The following is a 14,649-nucleotide window of genomic DNA, read 5'->3' on the forward strand; positions in this document are numbered from 1 at the left end:
GTGGGTCTACTCATGCATCGCAGCTACCACGCTGGATTCACGAAATGAATCCCTCACGCGATTTGTGCAACAGAGCCGGTCCTCGACGTTCCGCAGCGAAAGCGGAAACCTCACATACAGCATAACGGCCAGGCGGATGATTTCCGGGCTGGTTTTGAAATACTTGAATGGGTCGCGTTTTGTCATCCGGGCAGGCTAGGCCGCCGCTGATTGCGTCTCAACCCGGTTTCCTTGACAGTGCATTGCTCTGACACCGCCCGTCGATTGCGCCTCAACCCGGGTTCCTCTGACACGGCCAAATTGGTGTCAATTCCCGATCCGTTCCCGTAAGCATGCGACAACCTTCATTTTGCACCAAGATCATGTCCTCGAGTTTGATCATCCCGACATCGGAATCGTAGAGGTGCAACTCGATTGCTAGTACCATGCCTGCCTCTATTTCTTCTTTGCCGCAGCGCGATAAAAAGGGGGGTTCATTGAGATCAAGTCCAACCCCATGCCCCACGAAATGCGCCGTACTCTCATCGTAAAACTTTAAAAAGGTGTCTAAAATCCCTACACTTTCAGCATGATGACAAGCTCGCTTAAACACGTCTCCCGTCAACATTCCCGGCGAGATGTCAGCAATCAGCCGATCCGATACTAACCGAAGACATTCGTGCAATTTCAGTGCTCTTTTTGTCGGCCGCCCAAGACAATAGGTTCTTGACTGATCGCCGTGGTATCCTTTCACGCATGTTGGAATGTCCACAATTATCAGATCGCCGGGTTGAAGTACTCGGTGCGACGCACCGGCGGGAACTGCCGCGCTCAATCCACAGCCGGAAACGGTGAAAACGACGCCGCTCATTTGTTGTCTGTTACTACCTGATGCAAGCGGGCCGCGCCCCATTGTGAAATCGGGTTGGCGTACAAAGTATACGCCCTCATGTCCGGCTCGGCGCTGCCCGTCTTCCACGATAGCCGAGGCTTCCAATTCAGTCATCCCGGCGCACCATGCTTCCGTCGCTGCCTTGTGACCTGCTTCAAGCGCTTCAGCGGCGATTTCAATGGCCGCAATTTCTTCTGCATCTTTAACTTGTCTCTGTTGGAGTATGTCCGATGATACATCTACGATTTGAAACGTTCCAAGAGCCGCGCACAATTGTTGATATTGCGGGACGGTCATCACGTCGAGTTCAGCGCCGATCTGTAGTTTGTCGATATTTTTCCCAAAACTAGCGGCTATGATTTCAGTAATTCTGCTATTTCGGGAAACACAATCATCCGGCAGGCTGCTTTGCCTTCGGGCGAACTCCAGTCCGGAGCGCACGTAGAGATGAGCATCTGCCGGAGAGACGATGAGCCAGCCCGGTTGAGAGGTTCCAGTATAGTAGAAAATATCCCTGCTTAGATGCAGTATGGCTGCGGCCAAATTCCGCTCTCGGAGCCGTTTCTGTAGTGCACTTAGTCTTTTGCTATGGTTGGTCATTTTTTCTCCCTTGTGAGTAATGGGTATTAAGTTTGTGATTATCGGGGCTATGCCACGCTGCGCGATTGGGCGTCTGTTTGCGAGATTGCAGCGAAAACTGATTACGAGAAGCAAGTTGATCTGTCGGCCCGGAGTGATCCGCTCAGCTGGTCGCAGGTTAAGTGGCACTGTCATGAATTCTTTCTGGAGCTCAGGCTTGAAGCAGTAGGATGAAATAAGTGTTGACCAGATTTGACCGAGACAGTAAACAAACATATGTTTGCTTAAATAGGCAGGTCAAATGACTTCTGCGACGCGCTCTAATAATCGACTGGATCTACTGCTGGATAGCTCGGCAGAGCTGTTCTCGACGCGTGGATACCAAGCCACGACAATGCGGGACATCGCTCAAAAGTGCGGGATGCTGCCTGGGTCGATTTACTATCACTACCCAAACAAAGAGGCCTTGCTCGTTGGAGTCTACGAGGAGGGGGTTCGGCAGTTGAGTGAGCGTGTCCGGCGAGAGCTCTTAGGGGCTACAGAGCCTTGGGAGCGGCTCGAGGTAATGCTTGCTGCGCATATTGAAATGATCGTCGAGCCTACCGCCTATGCTAGCGTTATCATTCGTATCTTGCCGGATGATGTGCCGTCGGCGCGAGAAGAGCTGGTCCGGTTGAGGGATGAATATGAAGTTTATCTGCGCGACTTGGTTGGCGCGCTTCCCTTGCCAGGGGATGTGGATCGCCAATTGCTCAGACTGTTCTTGATCGGAGCAGTTAACCACATCCCAGTGTGGCATCGCGAGGGTGGGGAGAGTCCTCAGCAGATTGCGCATCAATTGGTTCGAGTTTTTCGCGGGCCGTTTCAATCTAAGCCGAAAGGATCTTGATGATGGCGTATCCTGAACGCGTCTTGGTGACAAAAATAGGGTTTGATGGGCATGACAGGGGTAGCCGTGTGGTTGCTGCCTATCTGCGCGATGCTGGTATGGAGGTGATTTACACTCCGCCTTGGCAAGAGATCGGAGCGGTAGTCAGGCTGGCGGTGCAGGAAGACGTGGACGTGATTGGGGTGAGTTCGCTAGCGACTGACCATTTAATCATGCCGGAGCTGGTTGCAGCTTTGCGAGACGCGGGAATGCACCATGTGCGTCTTGTTGTCGGAGGGATAATCCCGCAGAACGAGCAGCCCGAACTGAAGAGTGCGGGCGTTAGCGCAATCTTCGGTCCGGGCGCCACTAGCGAAGATATTGTTCAAACTGTCCGCGAGCTTGCTGTCGAGGCGCGCGCGGTTCGAGAAGACGCAGAGGTCGTATAATGCCCAAGATAGCTTCGAATAATAATGCCGCCAGCCTAGGTGAGAAGCGGGCTGAATGGCAAGTCCGCTACGATAGGGAGATCGGGGAAGACCGGACTGTTGTTAACCGCTCTGGTATAGAGGTGCGTCCACTCTACACGCCGCTTGACTGGTCGGATGATCGGTACTGCGAGGAATTGGGTATGCCGGGAGAGCCTCCTTATACCCGCGGTATATATAATACCATGCACCGCGGTCGTACTTGGACTCAGAGGCAGCTCATTGGGCTGGGAACGCCGCAAGACTACAACAAGCGGGTCCGGATGCTGCTGCAGCAAGGGGCGTCTGCGATCAGCCTTTTGCCTTGCAATTCGGGCTTCCGAGGGGTCGATTGCGACGAAAGCCCGGTGCCGCTATTGGGGACTTGTGGCACCGTCATCAACACGGTTGATCACATGGAAGCTGCGCTAGAGGGGGTGCCTATAGGCGAGATATCGACCGCGATGAACGACCCCACGCCTTTCACACTTTTTGCTTTTCTGCTCAGCGTGGCGAAGCGCCGGGGCGTTCCATTTGACAGGATCACGGGCACCGCTAACCAATCCGATTATATCTCGCATTTCGTGGCCAACCACATGTTCTACCGTCTAAGCCAGCCCGGGGCACGGCGGGTTTTCGTAGACCATGTCAAATTCTGCAGGGAAAATGTACCAAACTGGAACCCAGTATCGGTCGTTGGTCAGCACATGCAGCAGGCCGGTGCTACCCCTGCGGAAACTATGGGTTTGACGCTTTCAACTGCAATTCAATACGCTGATGATTGCATCGAAGCAGGTATGGATCCCGACATTATTCTGCCGCGCTTCACTTATTTTTTCGACATCTCCATCAGTTTTTTTGAGGAGGTGGCGAAGTTCCGTGCCGGGCGGAGGATCTGGGCACAGATCGCGCGTGAGCGTTATGGTGCCAAGGACCCGCGTTCTTGGCGGTTCAAGTTCCACGGTCAAACTTCCGGAGTTGACCTGACACAACAACAGCCGCTCAACAACATTGCTCGTGTGACAGCGCAAGCGATTGCTGGGATTTTGGGAGGTTTGCAATCCATGCATACCGACGGGTTCGATGAGGCAATGGCCTGTCCGACGGAGGAAGCGGCGCGAATAGCTGTGGCAACGCAGAACATTCTCCGCGAAGAAGCGCACCTATGCGATGTGATCGATCCATTGGGCGGCTCCTATTACGTGGAGACTCTCACCAATGAGATGGAAGAGAAAATCCTCCAAGTTATGGATGTGATTGAAAATGCGGGCGGCATGTACAACGCGGCAGATGCCGGGATAGTGCAACGCATGATCGGGAAGTCGGCTTTAGAGTATCAAAACCGTATAGAGACCGGCTCTGAGAAAGTCGTGGGTGTAAATTGTTATCAATCTGAGGTCGAGGATGCGGAGGTTGAGACGTATCGTCCGAATCGTAGTGCGATGGAGGCCCAGGTTGCGGCGTTCAAGGCTTTCAAGGCTGAACGAAGTCAAGCTGCCGTGGAAAATGCATTGGGAGAGTTGGCCCGCGCGGCAAATGGCAACGAGAACGTTTACAAAAAGGTAGTGGAGGCTGCTGATATCGGCGTTACCCACGGTGAGATCATCTCTTGCCTGCGCCGCGAACTCGGGTTCGGCCATCCGCTGATGGTGGCCTAATGTCCAACGATCCAAGGATGAAGATTAACGCACTTGCTGAACGACTCCGTGCTGGCGATCCGCGTGCACTTGGGCGAGCGCTGACTGTGGTTGAAAATGGGGAGGGCGATGCTTTGTCGCTGATCGAAGCGCTCTCTGACGAGTTTGGCAAGGCACAAATCGTGGGTTTCACTGGCCCACCTGGTGCCGGTAAGTCGACGCTCGTTGATGCTCTGATCCATGAATGGCGAGCGGAAGGGCGTCCGGTTGCCGTTTTGGCGGTGGATCCAGTGAGTCCGGTCTCGGGCGGCGCGCTGCTGGGTGACCGGACACGCATGGGTGCGCACAGCCTCGACGCTGGAGTTTTTATCCGCTCTGTATCGGCTCGTGGTCATCTCGGCGGGCTTTGTCACGCGGCGCATGACATGGCCGATATTATGGACGCTGCAGGTTGGCCGCTTATTCTGATCGAAACAGTTGGTGCTGGACAATCGGAAACCGAAATCACGCAGGTGGCTGACTTGTGTGTAGTTGTGTCTGCGCCAGGACTTGGAGATGAGCTCCAAGCTATCAAGGCGGGAATATTGGAGATTGGTGATCTGCTCGTGGTCAACAAGGCGGATCGAGAAGATGCCAATGAGACGGTAGAGCATCTTGAATCGATGCTGTCGCTGCGTTCTGGCGCGAAGCGCGATGTCTCCGTCTTGCGAGTTTCCGCGAGTACTAGAAGCGGAGTGTCAAGATTGAAAGACGAAATCGATCAGCTTTTGCAGGTTGCAGGTGCCACCGCAGGTGATGATCGGAAGCGCAAACGTGATGCACGTAAGCTCGCTCTCGCTGTTCAGCGTGTTGCTGGTCGTATTTCGGCGGGTATTCCAGATGAAGGCTTTAGCGCGATGAGACCGGAAGAGTTGGACCGTGCCATAACGCGCTCGCTTGCCTCACTGTCTACTGAAAATGAAGGTTGAGTACCGCTTCATACCGTTTGGATGATCAAGAGGCACGCCGTCATCGACATGCAAACCAGCACCTTTGATGGCAGGAGGAATCGCCGTCACAAGGCGATCTGTTCGCAAGGCGGACATTTGGGAGGATAAAACTTGGCACAGTCGTCACAGGCGGCGGAGGGGCTATGCTCTGTTCCGGCGCTTCTTCAGCGGAACGCCAAAGAGCTCGTCGGCAGGCCCGCTTACCGCGAAAAGGAATTCGGCATCTGGCAATGCTGGACCTGGGCGGAGGCCGAAAAGGAAATCGAAGCTCTGGCGCTTGGCCTGATCAATCTGGGGGTGAACGAGGGCGATTTCATCGCGGTCATCGGACGCAACCGGCCCTATTTCTATTGGTCGATGGTGGCCGCGCAATCGGTGGGGGCCATTCCGGTGCCGCTGTATCAGGACGCCGCCGCCGAAGAGATGGCCTATGTTCTGGATCATTGCGGCGCCCGCTTTGCCGTGGTCGAGGATCAGGAGCAGGTCGACAAGGTGATCGAGATTCAGGATCAGCTCCACCAGTTCGAGCACATGATCTACGTCGATCCGCGCGGCATGCGGAAATACGATCATCACAAGCTGCACACCTTTGTCGGCATCCAGGATCAGGGCCGCGCCGCCTATTGGGAGTTCATCGAAGACCTCAAGGCGCGCCGCGAAAAGCTGGATTACGACAGCATCTGCGTGATGCTCTACACGTCGGGCACCACCGGCAAGCCCAAGGGCGTGGTGCTGTCCAACCGCAATATCATCGAGGCGTCACGCTCGTCCGCCGAGTTCGACAACCTGACGAAAAACGAAGAGGTCCTGGCCTACCTGCCGATGGCGTGGGTGGGGGATTTCATCTTTTCAATTGGGCAGGCCTATTGGTGCGGGTTCTGCGTGAACTGCCCGGAATCCCCCGACACGATGCAGACCGACCTGCGCGAGATCGGGCCGACCTATTATTTCGCCCCGCCGCGCGTGTTCGAGACCCAACTGACCAACGTGATGATCCGGATGGAGGATGCGGGCCGCTTCAAGAAATGGCTGTTCGACGTGTTCATGGAGCATGCCCGCAAGGTCGGACCGGCCATTCTGGACGGCAAGCCGGTCGGCGGATGGGATCGTCTGAAATACGCGTTGGGCAACCTGTTCATCTATGGCCCGCTCAAGGACACGCTGGGGTTCGGCCGGGTGCGCGTGGGCTATACGGCGGGTGAGGCGATCGGGCCGGAAATCTTCGAGTTCTACCGCTCTTTGGGGATCAACCTGAAACAGCTTTACGGTCAGACCGAGGCTTCGGTGTTCATCACCCTGCAACCCGATGGCGAGGTGCGCAACGATACGGTCGGCATCGCCGCGCCGGGTGTCGAGATCAGGATCGACGAGTCGGGCGAGGTGTTCTATCGCAGCCCCGGCACGTTCGAATATTACTACAAGAACGAGGAAAGCACGAAGAGCACCAAGGACGCCGAAGGCTGGGTCGCCACCGGCGATGCCGGTTTCTTCGAGGAAGGTTCGGGGCATCTGCGGATCATCGACCGCGCCAAGGACGTGGGCAAGATGGCCGACGGCAAGATGTTCGCGCCCAAATACGTCGAGAACAAGCTCAAGTTCTATCCCAACATCCTCGAAGCCGTGGTGTTCGGCAATCAGCGCAACGCCTGCACGGCCTTCATCAATATCGACCTGACGGCAGTGGGCAACTGGGCCGAGCGCAACAATATCGGCTATGCGTCCTATCAGGAACTGGCGGGCCATCCCAAGGTTCTGGAGATGATCCAGGGCCATGTGGAAGAGGTGAACCGGTCCCTCGCGGAGGATCCGATGCTGTCGCATTGCCAGGTGCATCGCTTCCTCGTTCTGCACAAGGAACTGGATGCCGACGACGGCGAAATGACCCGCACGCGCAAGGTGCGCCGCGGCGTGATTGCCGAGAAGTTCGAGGATCTTCTGGGCGCGCTTTACGACGGGTCCGGGGAAATCTTCACCACCACCGAAGTCACCTACGAAGACGGGCGCAAGGGGTCGATCAGCGCGACGCTGGAAATCCGCGATGCCGCGGTGGTGCCGGTGAATGGCGACACGAAGGTCGCTGCGGAATGATGGCCCGGCACGCGACGCCGGTTGCCGCAAGCGGCGCCATCGCCCCGCAGACCATCTATGAGAAAGGGTTGAGCCATGCTTGACACGTCACAGGGCTATACCACCGAAGATGGCCGCAAGATCGGCGGTGTGGTGATGGAAATGAAACACATCACGCTGCGCTTTGGCGGTGTGGTCGCTATTCAGGACATCAGTTTCGATATCCGCGAGGGCGAGATCCGCGCGATCATCGGCCCCAACGGTGCGGGCAAGTCCAGTATGCTCAACGTCATCTCGGGGTTCTACAACCCACAAGAGGGCGAGGTCTGGTACAAGGGCGCGTTGCGCCCGCCGATGAAGCCCTATCAGGTGGCCCGGCAGGGCATTGCCCGGACCTTCCAGAACATCGCGCTGTTCGAGGGCATGACCGTGCTGGACAACGTCATGACGGGCCGCATCCGCCAGATGGACGCCGGGCTGATGGCGCAGGCGATCTGGAAGGGCAAGGCCGAGCGCGAAGAAGTGGAAAACCGCGAAGCCGTGGAAAAGATCATCGACTTCCTGGAAATCCAGCACATTCGCAAAACGCCCGTGGGGCGGTTGCCTTACGGTCTGAAAAAGCGGGTCGAACTTGCCCGCGCGCTGGCCGCCGAGCCGTCGATCCTGCTGCTGGACGAACCGATGGCGGGCATGAATGTCGAAGAAAAAGAGGACATGAGCCGCTTCATCCTCGACGTGAACGACGAATTCGGCACCACCATCGCCCTGATCGAACACGACATGGGCGTGGTGATGGACCTGAGCGACCGGGTGGTCGTGATGGATTACGGCAAGAAGATCGGTGACGGCACACCCGACGAGGTGCGCAGCAATCAGGACGTGATCGACGCCTATCTGGGGGTGGCCCATGACTGATTCCAGCCGGAACCACGACATTCAGGGAGGATCACAACATGCCTGAGCAGTTAATCTGGGGAACCGAGGTTTTCCTGAACGGTCTGATGGCCGGGGTTCTCTATGCGCTTGTCGCACTGGGCTTCGTGCTGATCTACAAGGCGTCCGGTATCTTCAACTACGCCCAAGGGGTCATGGCCCTGTTCGCCGCGCTGACGCTGGTGGGGATCATGGAAGGGCAGGTGCCCTTCAGTCACCTGATCAACGCCGTGTTCGGCACCGAGGTCCACCATTTCGGCTGGCACGTCCCGGCTTTGCTGGCGATCCTGCTGACGATGGTGGTGATGGTCGTGCTGGCCTGGGCGGTCAACACGCTGATCTTCCGGCATCTTGTCAACCAGGAACCGATCATCCTGTTCATGGCCACCATCGGCCTTGCCTATTTCCTCGAAGGCTTCGGGGACATCATGTGGGGCAGCGACATCAAGAAGATGGATGTGGGCCTGCCGCAGGGCATCAACATGGCCATCGACGATTTCACCTTCAACATCTTCGATTACGGCTTCTTCATCGACAATCTCGATCTGGTTGCCACGGCGATTGCCGCCGCGCTGGTCTTCTCGCTGATCGTCTTTGCGCAATACACCAAGCAGGGCCGCGCCATGCGAGCCGTGGCCGACGATCACCAGGCCGCGCTGTCGGTCGGGATCAGCCTGAACTTCATCTGGGTCATGGTCTGGTCGCTGGCCGGGTTCGTGGCTCTGGTCGCGGGCATCATGTGGGGCACGAAATCGGGGGTGCAGTTTTCGCTGTCGCTCATTGCGCTCAAGGCGCTGCCGGTTCTGATGCTGGGCGGCTTCACCTCGATCCCCGGCGCGATTGTCGGTGGGTTGCTGATCGGCGTGGGCGAGAAACTGTTCGAATTCGCCATCGGCTCGATGATCGGCGGCGCGACCGAAAACTGGTTCGCCTACGTTCTGGCGCTGCTCTTCCTCGTCTTCCGGCCACAGGGCCTGTTCGGCGAGAAGATCATCGAGAGGGTATGACGATGACCAAGCTGATCGCCATTGCGAACGTCGTCGCCTGGTCGGGCTTCTGGGCCTTCGGTTATCTCGCCCTGACGGCGGACATCAACGACACCGTGCAGATGGTCACCGCCCTCGTGCTGGCGGCCATCGGTGGGGGGCTGGGAATGCTGGCCTATTTCTGGCTCGTGCGCCATTCCGAGGCGACCGGGTATGCCAGACCGGCCAACCGCGTGCAAAAGCGCGAGGACGATCAAATCCAAGGGGAGGTAATCTGAAATGTTCTATCGTGAAGCCGGTGACTTCAAGACCTCCTATGCCGAGGACAACCAGACATTCCCGATCCGGTTCGACCGCTACCGCTATTACGCGGTTCTGGTCGCGGCCTTTGCCGTGGTGCCCTTTGTCATCAACGACTACTGGGTGAATGCGGTCTTCCTGCCGTTCCTGATCTATTCCATCGCGGCCATCGGCCTGAACATCCTTGTCGGCTACTGCGGGCAGGTCAGCCTCGGCACCGGCGGCTTCATGGCCGTGGGCGCTTATGCCTGCTACAAGCTGATGACGGCCTTCCCCGAGGTGAACATCCTGTTCCATGTCATATTGGCAGGCGGCGTGACGGCCATCGTGGGCGTGTTGTTCGGCCTGCCGTCGCTGCGGATCAAGGGCTTTTACCTGGCGGTGGCCACGCTGGCCGCGCAGTTCTTTCTTGTCTGGCTGTTCAACCGTGTGCCGTGGTTCTACAACCACTCGGCCTCGGGGCAGATCAACGCGCCCGAACGCACGATTTTCGGTGTACCTGTGACAGGTGCCGAAACAGCACCCTGGGCCGCCTACCTGTTCTGCCTGGTCTTTACCGTGGTCTGCGCCCTGATCGCGCGCAACCTGACGCGGGGCATGGCCGGGCGCAAATGGATGGCGGTCCGCGACATGGACATCGCCGCCGAGATCATCGGCGTGAACCCGTTGCGCGCGAAACTCAGCGCCTTCGCCGTCAGTTCGTTCTTCGTCGGCATCGCCGGTGCGCTGTTCTTCGCGGTCTATCTGGGCGCAGTCGACGCCGGCGAATCCTATGGGATCAACAAGTCGTTCCTCGTGCTGTTCATGGTCATCATCGGCGGCCTTGGGTCGATCTTCGGCAGCTTTGCCGGAGCGGCGTTCCTGGTGCTGCTGCCGGTGCTGTTGAAGAACGTGCTGGTGGGCGGCCTCGGCTGGCCGACCGACCTGGCTGCGCATCTGGAATTCATGATCGTCGGTGGGCTGATCATCGTCTTCCTAATCGCCGAACCGCACGGGCTGGCGCAATTGTGGCGCGTCGCCAAAGAAAAACTGAGGCTTTGGCCCTTCCCGCACTAGGGACGGGCCCAAGGAGAAAAGACCGGGGGCCGAAAACCCCCGGCAATTGACACCATCGGAACAACACCAAGGGAGGATATGAACCGATGAAAACGAAACTGATAGCAGCAATCTTAGCTGCGGTAGTAACCGCAGGACCGGCACTGGCGGAATTAACTATTCCGCTCATAAGTTTCCGTACAGGCCCCTATGCAGCAAATGGCATACCTAACGCTGACGGTTACACTGATTACTTCACGTTAATCAACGAACGCGATGGTGGCATCGGTGGGCTTAGGATCAATATGCCGGAATGTGAAACCGGCTACAACACCGAGAAAGGTGTCGAATGCTACGAGGCCACCAAGGAAAACGCAATTCTCTATCAACCTGTATCAACGGGGCTGAATTATCAGTTGATACCAAAAGCCAGTGTAGACGAGATTCCGATTCATTCGATTGGCCACGGTCGGACGTCAGCTGCTAACGGAGCCGTATTTGAGTGGATATTTAACTATCCCACGAATTACTGGGCAGGCGCCAGTGTTGCAGTGAAATACCTCCTCGAGGAGAATGGGGGTGACCTGAATGGTAAAAAAATCACACTCGTCCATCACAATTCTTCTTTCGGCAAAGAACCTATTCCGACCCTGGAAATCCTGGCCAAGAAGCATGGGTTTATCTTTAACTCGCTTGCTGTCGATCATCCGGGACAGGAGCAGAAATCCCAGTGGTTGCAAATCCGCCGTGAGCGACCGGACTACGTACTTTTGTGGGGGTGGGGCGTCATGAACCCTGTGGCACTCAACGAGGCGGCAAATGTGAGATTTCCGCTGGAAAACATGATTGGCGTTTGGTGGTCCGGGTCAGAATCCGACGTGCTTCCGGGGGGCGAAAGTTCCGACGGTTACAAGGCGCTGGCGATGCATGCAACTGGGTCAGACTTTGGCGTGTACGATGACCTTAAGGCATATGTATATGACAAGGGGCTTGCTGCTGGCAACGGCGACCAAATGGGCACAGTACTTTACAATCGTGGTCTTTACTCCGCAATGCTCGCGGTGGAAGCTATAAAAAAAGCGCAAGAAATACATGGTGTAGCACAGGTCAACGGAGCAATGGTTCGTGATGGCATGGAAGCATTGGTTATCACAGAGGAGAAAATGACAAGTTTGGGCTTCGCCAATTTTGCTCCGGAAATTGAAGTCACTTGCTCCAATCATGGTGGTCAAGGTCTGGCCGCCGTACGCCAGTGGAATGCGAAAACGAAAAGCTGGATCATGCTGACCGACTTCATCGCGCCTGATGCGGAGGTAGTCGACTCCCTGATTGCAGCGGATTCAGAGGATTACGCTTCTGAGGTAGGCATCGAACTGCGCTGCAACTGATCGCGGCCTGACAAAACGATGGAAGCGGCGGGCTGGCCGCCGCTTCCCACCCCACGCAAGAGGGGTCGCAGATTGCGCGACCCATGATGGAGAGACACATGCTCGACGCAGGACGCACCGACGAGACACTGCTTGAGGTCAACAATATCGAGGTGATCTACAACCACGTGATCCTCGTGCTGAAAGGCGTCAGCCTGAGCGTGCCCAAGGGCGGGATCACCGCCCTTCTGGGGGGCAACGGCGCGGGCAAGACGACGACGCTCAAGGCCATTTCCAACCTGCTGCGCTCGGAACGTGGCGAGGTCACCAAGGGATCGATCAGGTATCGCGGTGATCGCGTGCAGGATCTGGTGCCGTCGGAGCTGGTGAAACGGGGCGTCATCCAGGTGATGGAAGGACGGCATTGCTTCGAACACCTGACGGTCGAGGAAAACCTTCTGACCGGCGCCTATACGCGCGGTGCCTCGCGGGGGGACATAGATGCCGACCTGAACATGGTTTACGACTATTTCCCGCGCCTCAAGGAACGCCGCCGCAGTCAGGCGGGCTATACCTCGGGCGGGGAGCAGCAGATGGTCGCCATCGGCCGCGCCCTGATGAGCCGCCCGGAAACGATCCTGCTGGACGAGCCCAGCATGGGCCTCGCGCCGCAGCTGGTGGAACAGATTTTCAACATCGTGAAATCGCTCAACGAGAAAGAAGGCTACACCTTCCTTCTGGCCGAGCAGAACACGAACGTCGCCCTGCGGTTTGCCCATTACGGCTACATTCTGGAAAGTGGCCGGGTGGTGATGGACGGCCCCGCCGACGCGCTGCGCGAAAATCCCGACGTCAAGGAATTCTATCTCGGCATGTCGGACGAAGGACGCAAGAGCTTCCGCGACGTGCGCAGCTATCGCCGCCGCAAGCGGTGGCTCAGCTAAGCCGGGTTTGGATTTGCAAGGCGCCGCCGTCATGCGGCACCCTTCAGAGGAAAGTGATATGTCCAAGTATTTCGACGATCTGGAAACGCGCAGCGCGGATGAGCGCGCCGCCGCGATTGCGCAGGCGCTGCCCCGGCAGATCGAACGCGCTCAGGCCCTGCCCGGTTACGCGGCAACGCTGTCCGGTGTCGATCCGGCGGCCATTCGCGGTGCGGACGATCTGGCCAAGCTTCCGGTTCTGCGCAAATCCGATCTGGGGCGCGCGCAGGCCGCGCATGCGCCGCTTGGCGGTCTGACCACGCGGAATGCTTCGGGCTTTGCCCATGTTTTCCAGTCGCCGGGCCCGATTTACGAACCGGGCGGGGACAGCCACGATTGGTGGCGCATGGGGCGTTTCCTGAAGGCCTGCGGTGTGGGCAAGGGCGATATCGTGCAGAACTGTTTCGGCTATCACCTGACGCCTGCCGGGATGATCTTTGAAAACGGCGCGCGGGCCGTCGGGGCCGCGGTGCTGCCCGCCGGGACGGGCCAGACCGAGCTTCAGGCGCGCGCGGCCCATGATGTGGGCGTCACCGCCTATGCCGGGACGCCCGATTACCTCAAGATCATTCTCGACAAGGCCGCGGAACTGGGGCTCGACCTGAACATCACCAAGGCGGCGGTGGGCGGCGGGGCGCTGTTCCCGTCGCTGCGGCAGGAATACGCGGATCGCGGGATCGCCTGCCTGCAATGCTACGCCACCGCCGATCTGGGCAACATCGCCTATGAATCCGAGGCCCAGGACGGCATGATCGTGGACGAGGGCGTGATCGTCGAAATCGTCACCCCCGGCACTGGCGATCCGGTCGGGCCCGGCGAGGTGGGCGAGGTCGTGGTGACCACGCTCAACCCCGATTACCCGTTGATCCGCTTCGCCACCGGCGATCTGAGCGCGGTGATGGACGGGGTCAGCCCCTGTGGCCGCACCAATATGCGCGTCAAGGGCTGGATGGGCCGTGCCGACCAGACCACCAAGATCAAGGGCATGTTCGTGCGCCCCGAACAGGTGGCCGCGCTGGTGGCCCGGCATGACGAAATCTCCAGGGCCCGCGTCATCGCCACCCGCGAGGGCGAGATGGACGTGATGACCGTCCGGATCGAGGCCGATGGCGGCGATGCCGATACCTATGCCGGATCGGTCACCGAGGCGCTCAAGCTCAAGGGCCGGATCGAGATCGTGGCCAGGGGCAGCCTGCCCAACGATGGCAAGGTGATCGAGGAGCAACGCAGCTATGAAAGCGAAAAAAACTCATACTCATCCTGACGAGGTACTAAACGTCATCACTGAAGATGGCTTCCCAATATGTGGTGATATTTGGCACGGGGATAGCGGTCCAATCGTAGTTATACATTCGGCTACTGGCGTTCAGGCATGCTATTATGCACGCTTCGCGAGATGGTTGGCGGGGCTGGGCGCGACTGTGGTGACTTTCGACTATCGTGGGATTGGAAAATCGAGGTTCAAGTCCACGGAAGATTTAAAGGCTGGATGGGCTCTGTTGCACAATTCGGCTGATGGCCCAGGCTCCCCTTTCCCCGGACGGACTTATCCCGCGGCTTCTGTGAC

General features: G+C 57.8%; 13 protein-coding genes and 1 pseudogene. 12 read left to right on the forward strand and 2 right to left on the reverse strand.

Annotated elements, in window-relative coordinates; all coding sequences use genetic code 11:
* Positions 1-72 precede the first annotated feature (72 nt).
* Both WA237_RS18490 and WA237_RS18495 read right to left on the reverse strand, forming a co-directional pair.
* Positions 73-186 (reverse strand): annotated as a pseudogene (locus WA237_RS18490) (IS6 family transposase); the annotation flags it as partial.
* Positions 187-271: 85 nt separating this feature from the next.
* The gene (locus tag WA237_RS18495) at positions 272-1,471 is read right to left on the reverse strand and encodes a M24 family metallopeptidase (protein WP_286907650.1); all 1,200 of its coding nucleotides are present in this window, start codon (positions 1,469-1,471) and stop codon (positions 272-274) included.
* Positions 1,472-1,751: 280 nt separating this feature from the next.
* Here WA237_RS18495 and WA237_RS18500 point away from each other — a divergent pair, with 280 nt between their 5' ends.
* From WA237_RS18500 to WA237_RS18555, 12 genes are all read left to right on the forward strand, one after another.
* Positions 1,752-2,339, forward strand: a complete 588-nt coding sequence (locus WA237_RS18500; protein WP_286907648.1) for a TetR/AcrR family transcriptional regulator — start codon at positions 1,752-1,754, stop codon at positions 2,337-2,339.
* Between the two features lie 2 nt (positions 2,340-2,341).
* A complete protein-coding gene (locus WA237_RS18505) occupies positions 2,342-2,767 on the forward strand; it encodes a cobalamin B12-binding domain-containing protein (protein WP_286907646.1) in 426 nt (141 codons plus the stop codon).
* Positions 2,767-4,443, forward strand: coding sequence for an acyl-CoA mutase large subunit family protein (locus tag WA237_RS18510; RefSeq protein WP_286907645.1), 1,677 nt, complete (start codon positions 2,767-2,769; stop codon positions 4,441-4,443). The genes WA237_RS18505 and WA237_RS18510 overlap by 1 nt, the downstream gene beginning before the upstream one ends.
* Positions 4,444-4,460: 17 nt before the next feature.
* On the forward strand, positions 4,461-5,390 hold the full coding sequence (gene meaB, locus WA237_RS18515) for a methylmalonyl Co-A mutase-associated GTPase MeaB (RefSeq protein WP_286907643.1): 930 nt from the start codon (positions 4,461-4,463) through the stop codon (positions 5,388-5,390).
* Positions 5,391-5,522: 132 nt separating this feature from the next.
* Positions 5,523-7,499 carry an AMP-binding protein gene (locus WA237_RS18520; RefSeq protein ID WP_286907641.1) on the forward strand — a complete coding sequence of 659 codons (1,977 nt, stop codon included), beginning with the start codon at positions 5,523-5,525 and terminating at the stop codon, positions 7,497-7,499.
* A 75-nt stretch (positions 7,500-7,574) separates the two neighbouring features.
* Positions 7,575-8,393, forward strand: a complete 819-nt coding sequence (locus WA237_RS18525; protein ID WP_216337714.1) for an ABC transporter ATP-binding protein — start codon at positions 7,575-7,577, stop codon at positions 8,391-8,393.
* A 38-nt stretch (positions 8,394-8,431) separates the two neighbouring features.
* Complete coding sequence (locus WA237_RS18530; protein WP_286907638.1) at positions 8,432-9,418, forward strand: branched-chain amino acid ABC transporter permease; 987 nt, start codon at positions 8,432-8,434, stop codon at positions 9,416-9,418.
* A 2-nt stretch (positions 9,419-9,420) separates the two neighbouring features.
* Positions 9,421-9,675, forward strand: coding sequence for a hypothetical protein (locus WA237_RS18535; RefSeq protein WP_286907637.1), 255 nt, complete (start codon positions 9,421-9,423; stop codon positions 9,673-9,675).
* Position 9,676: 1 nt separating this feature from the next.
* Positions 9,677-10,753, forward strand: coding sequence for a branched-chain amino acid ABC transporter permease (locus WA237_RS18540; RefSeq protein ID WP_286907636.1), 1,077 nt, complete (start codon positions 9,677-9,679; stop codon positions 10,751-10,753).
* Between the two features lie 86 nt (positions 10,754-10,839).
* Positions 10,840-12,120 (forward strand): ABC transporter substrate-binding protein, encoded by a 1,281-nt coding sequence (locus WA237_RS18545; RefSeq protein WP_286907634.1) that lies wholly within the window; start codon positions 10,840-10,842, stop codon positions 12,118-12,120.
* Between the two features lie 98 nt (positions 12,121-12,218).
* Positions 12,219-13,043, forward strand: coding sequence for an ABC transporter ATP-binding protein (locus tag WA237_RS18550; RefSeq protein WP_286907632.1), 825 nt, complete (start codon positions 12,219-12,221; stop codon positions 13,041-13,043).
* Positions 13,044-13,101: 58 nt separating this feature from the next.
* Positions 13,102-14,346, forward strand: a complete 1,245-nt coding sequence (locus WA237_RS18555) for a phenylacetate--CoA ligase family protein (protein WP_286907630.1) — start codon at positions 13,102-13,104, stop codon at positions 14,344-14,346.
* The last annotated feature ends 303 nt before the right edge of the window (positions 14,347-14,649 follow it).

Origin of the sequence: Roseovarius sp. CH_XMU1461, assembly GCF_037027165.1 — a bacterium.
GTDB lineage: Bacteria > Pseudomonadota > Alphaproteobacteria > Rhodobacterales > Rhodobacteraceae > Roseovarius > Roseovarius nubinhibens.

Bases quoted from the DNA above. Each gene is read 5' to 3' on its own strand.
- WA237_RS18530 (WP_286907638.1), top strand. From the start codon at position 8,432: ATGCCTGAGCAGTTAATCTGGGGAACCGAGGTTTTCCTGAACGGTCTG.
- WA237_RS18550 (WP_286907632.1), top strand. From the start codon at position 12,219: ATGCTCGACGCAGGACGCACCGACGAGACACTGCTTGAGGTCAACAAT.
- WA237_RS18535 (WP_286907637.1), top strand. From the start codon at position 9,421: ATGACCAAGCTGATCGCCATTGCGAACGTCGTCGCCTGGTCGGGCTTC.
- meaB (WP_286907643.1), top strand. From the start codon at position 4,461: ATGAAGATTAACGCACTTGCTGAACGACTCCGTGCTGGCGATCCGCGT.
- WA237_RS18510 (WP_286907645.1), top strand. From the start codon at position 2,767: ATGCCCAAGATAGCTTCGAATAATAATGCCGCCAGCCTAGGTGAGAAG.
- WA237_RS18505 (WP_286907646.1), top strand. From the start codon at position 2,342: ATGGCGTATCCTGAACGCGTCTTGGTGACAAAAATAGGGTTTGATGGG.
- WA237_RS18555 (WP_286907630.1), top strand. From the start codon at position 13,102: ATGTCCAAGTATTTCGACGATCTGGAAACGCGCAGCGCGGATGAGCGC.
- WA237_RS18525 (WP_216337714.1), top strand. From the start codon at position 7,575: ATGCTTGACACGTCACAGGGCTATACCACCGAAGATGGCCGCAAGATC.
- WA237_RS18540 (WP_286907636.1), top strand. From the start codon at position 9,677: ATGTTCTATCGTGAAGCCGGTGACTTCAAGACCTCCTATGCCGAGGAC.
- WA237_RS18500 (WP_286907648.1), top strand. From the start codon at position 1,752: ATGACTTCTGCGACGCGCTCTAATAATCGACTGGATCTACTGCTGGAT.
- WA237_RS18495 (WP_286907650.1), bottom strand. From the start codon at position 1,471: ATGACCAACCATAGCAAAAGACTAAGTGCACTACAGAAACGGCTCCGA.
- WA237_RS18545 (WP_286907634.1), top strand. From the start codon at position 10,840: ATGAAAACGAAACTGATAGCAGCAATCTTAGCTGCGGTAGTAACCGCA.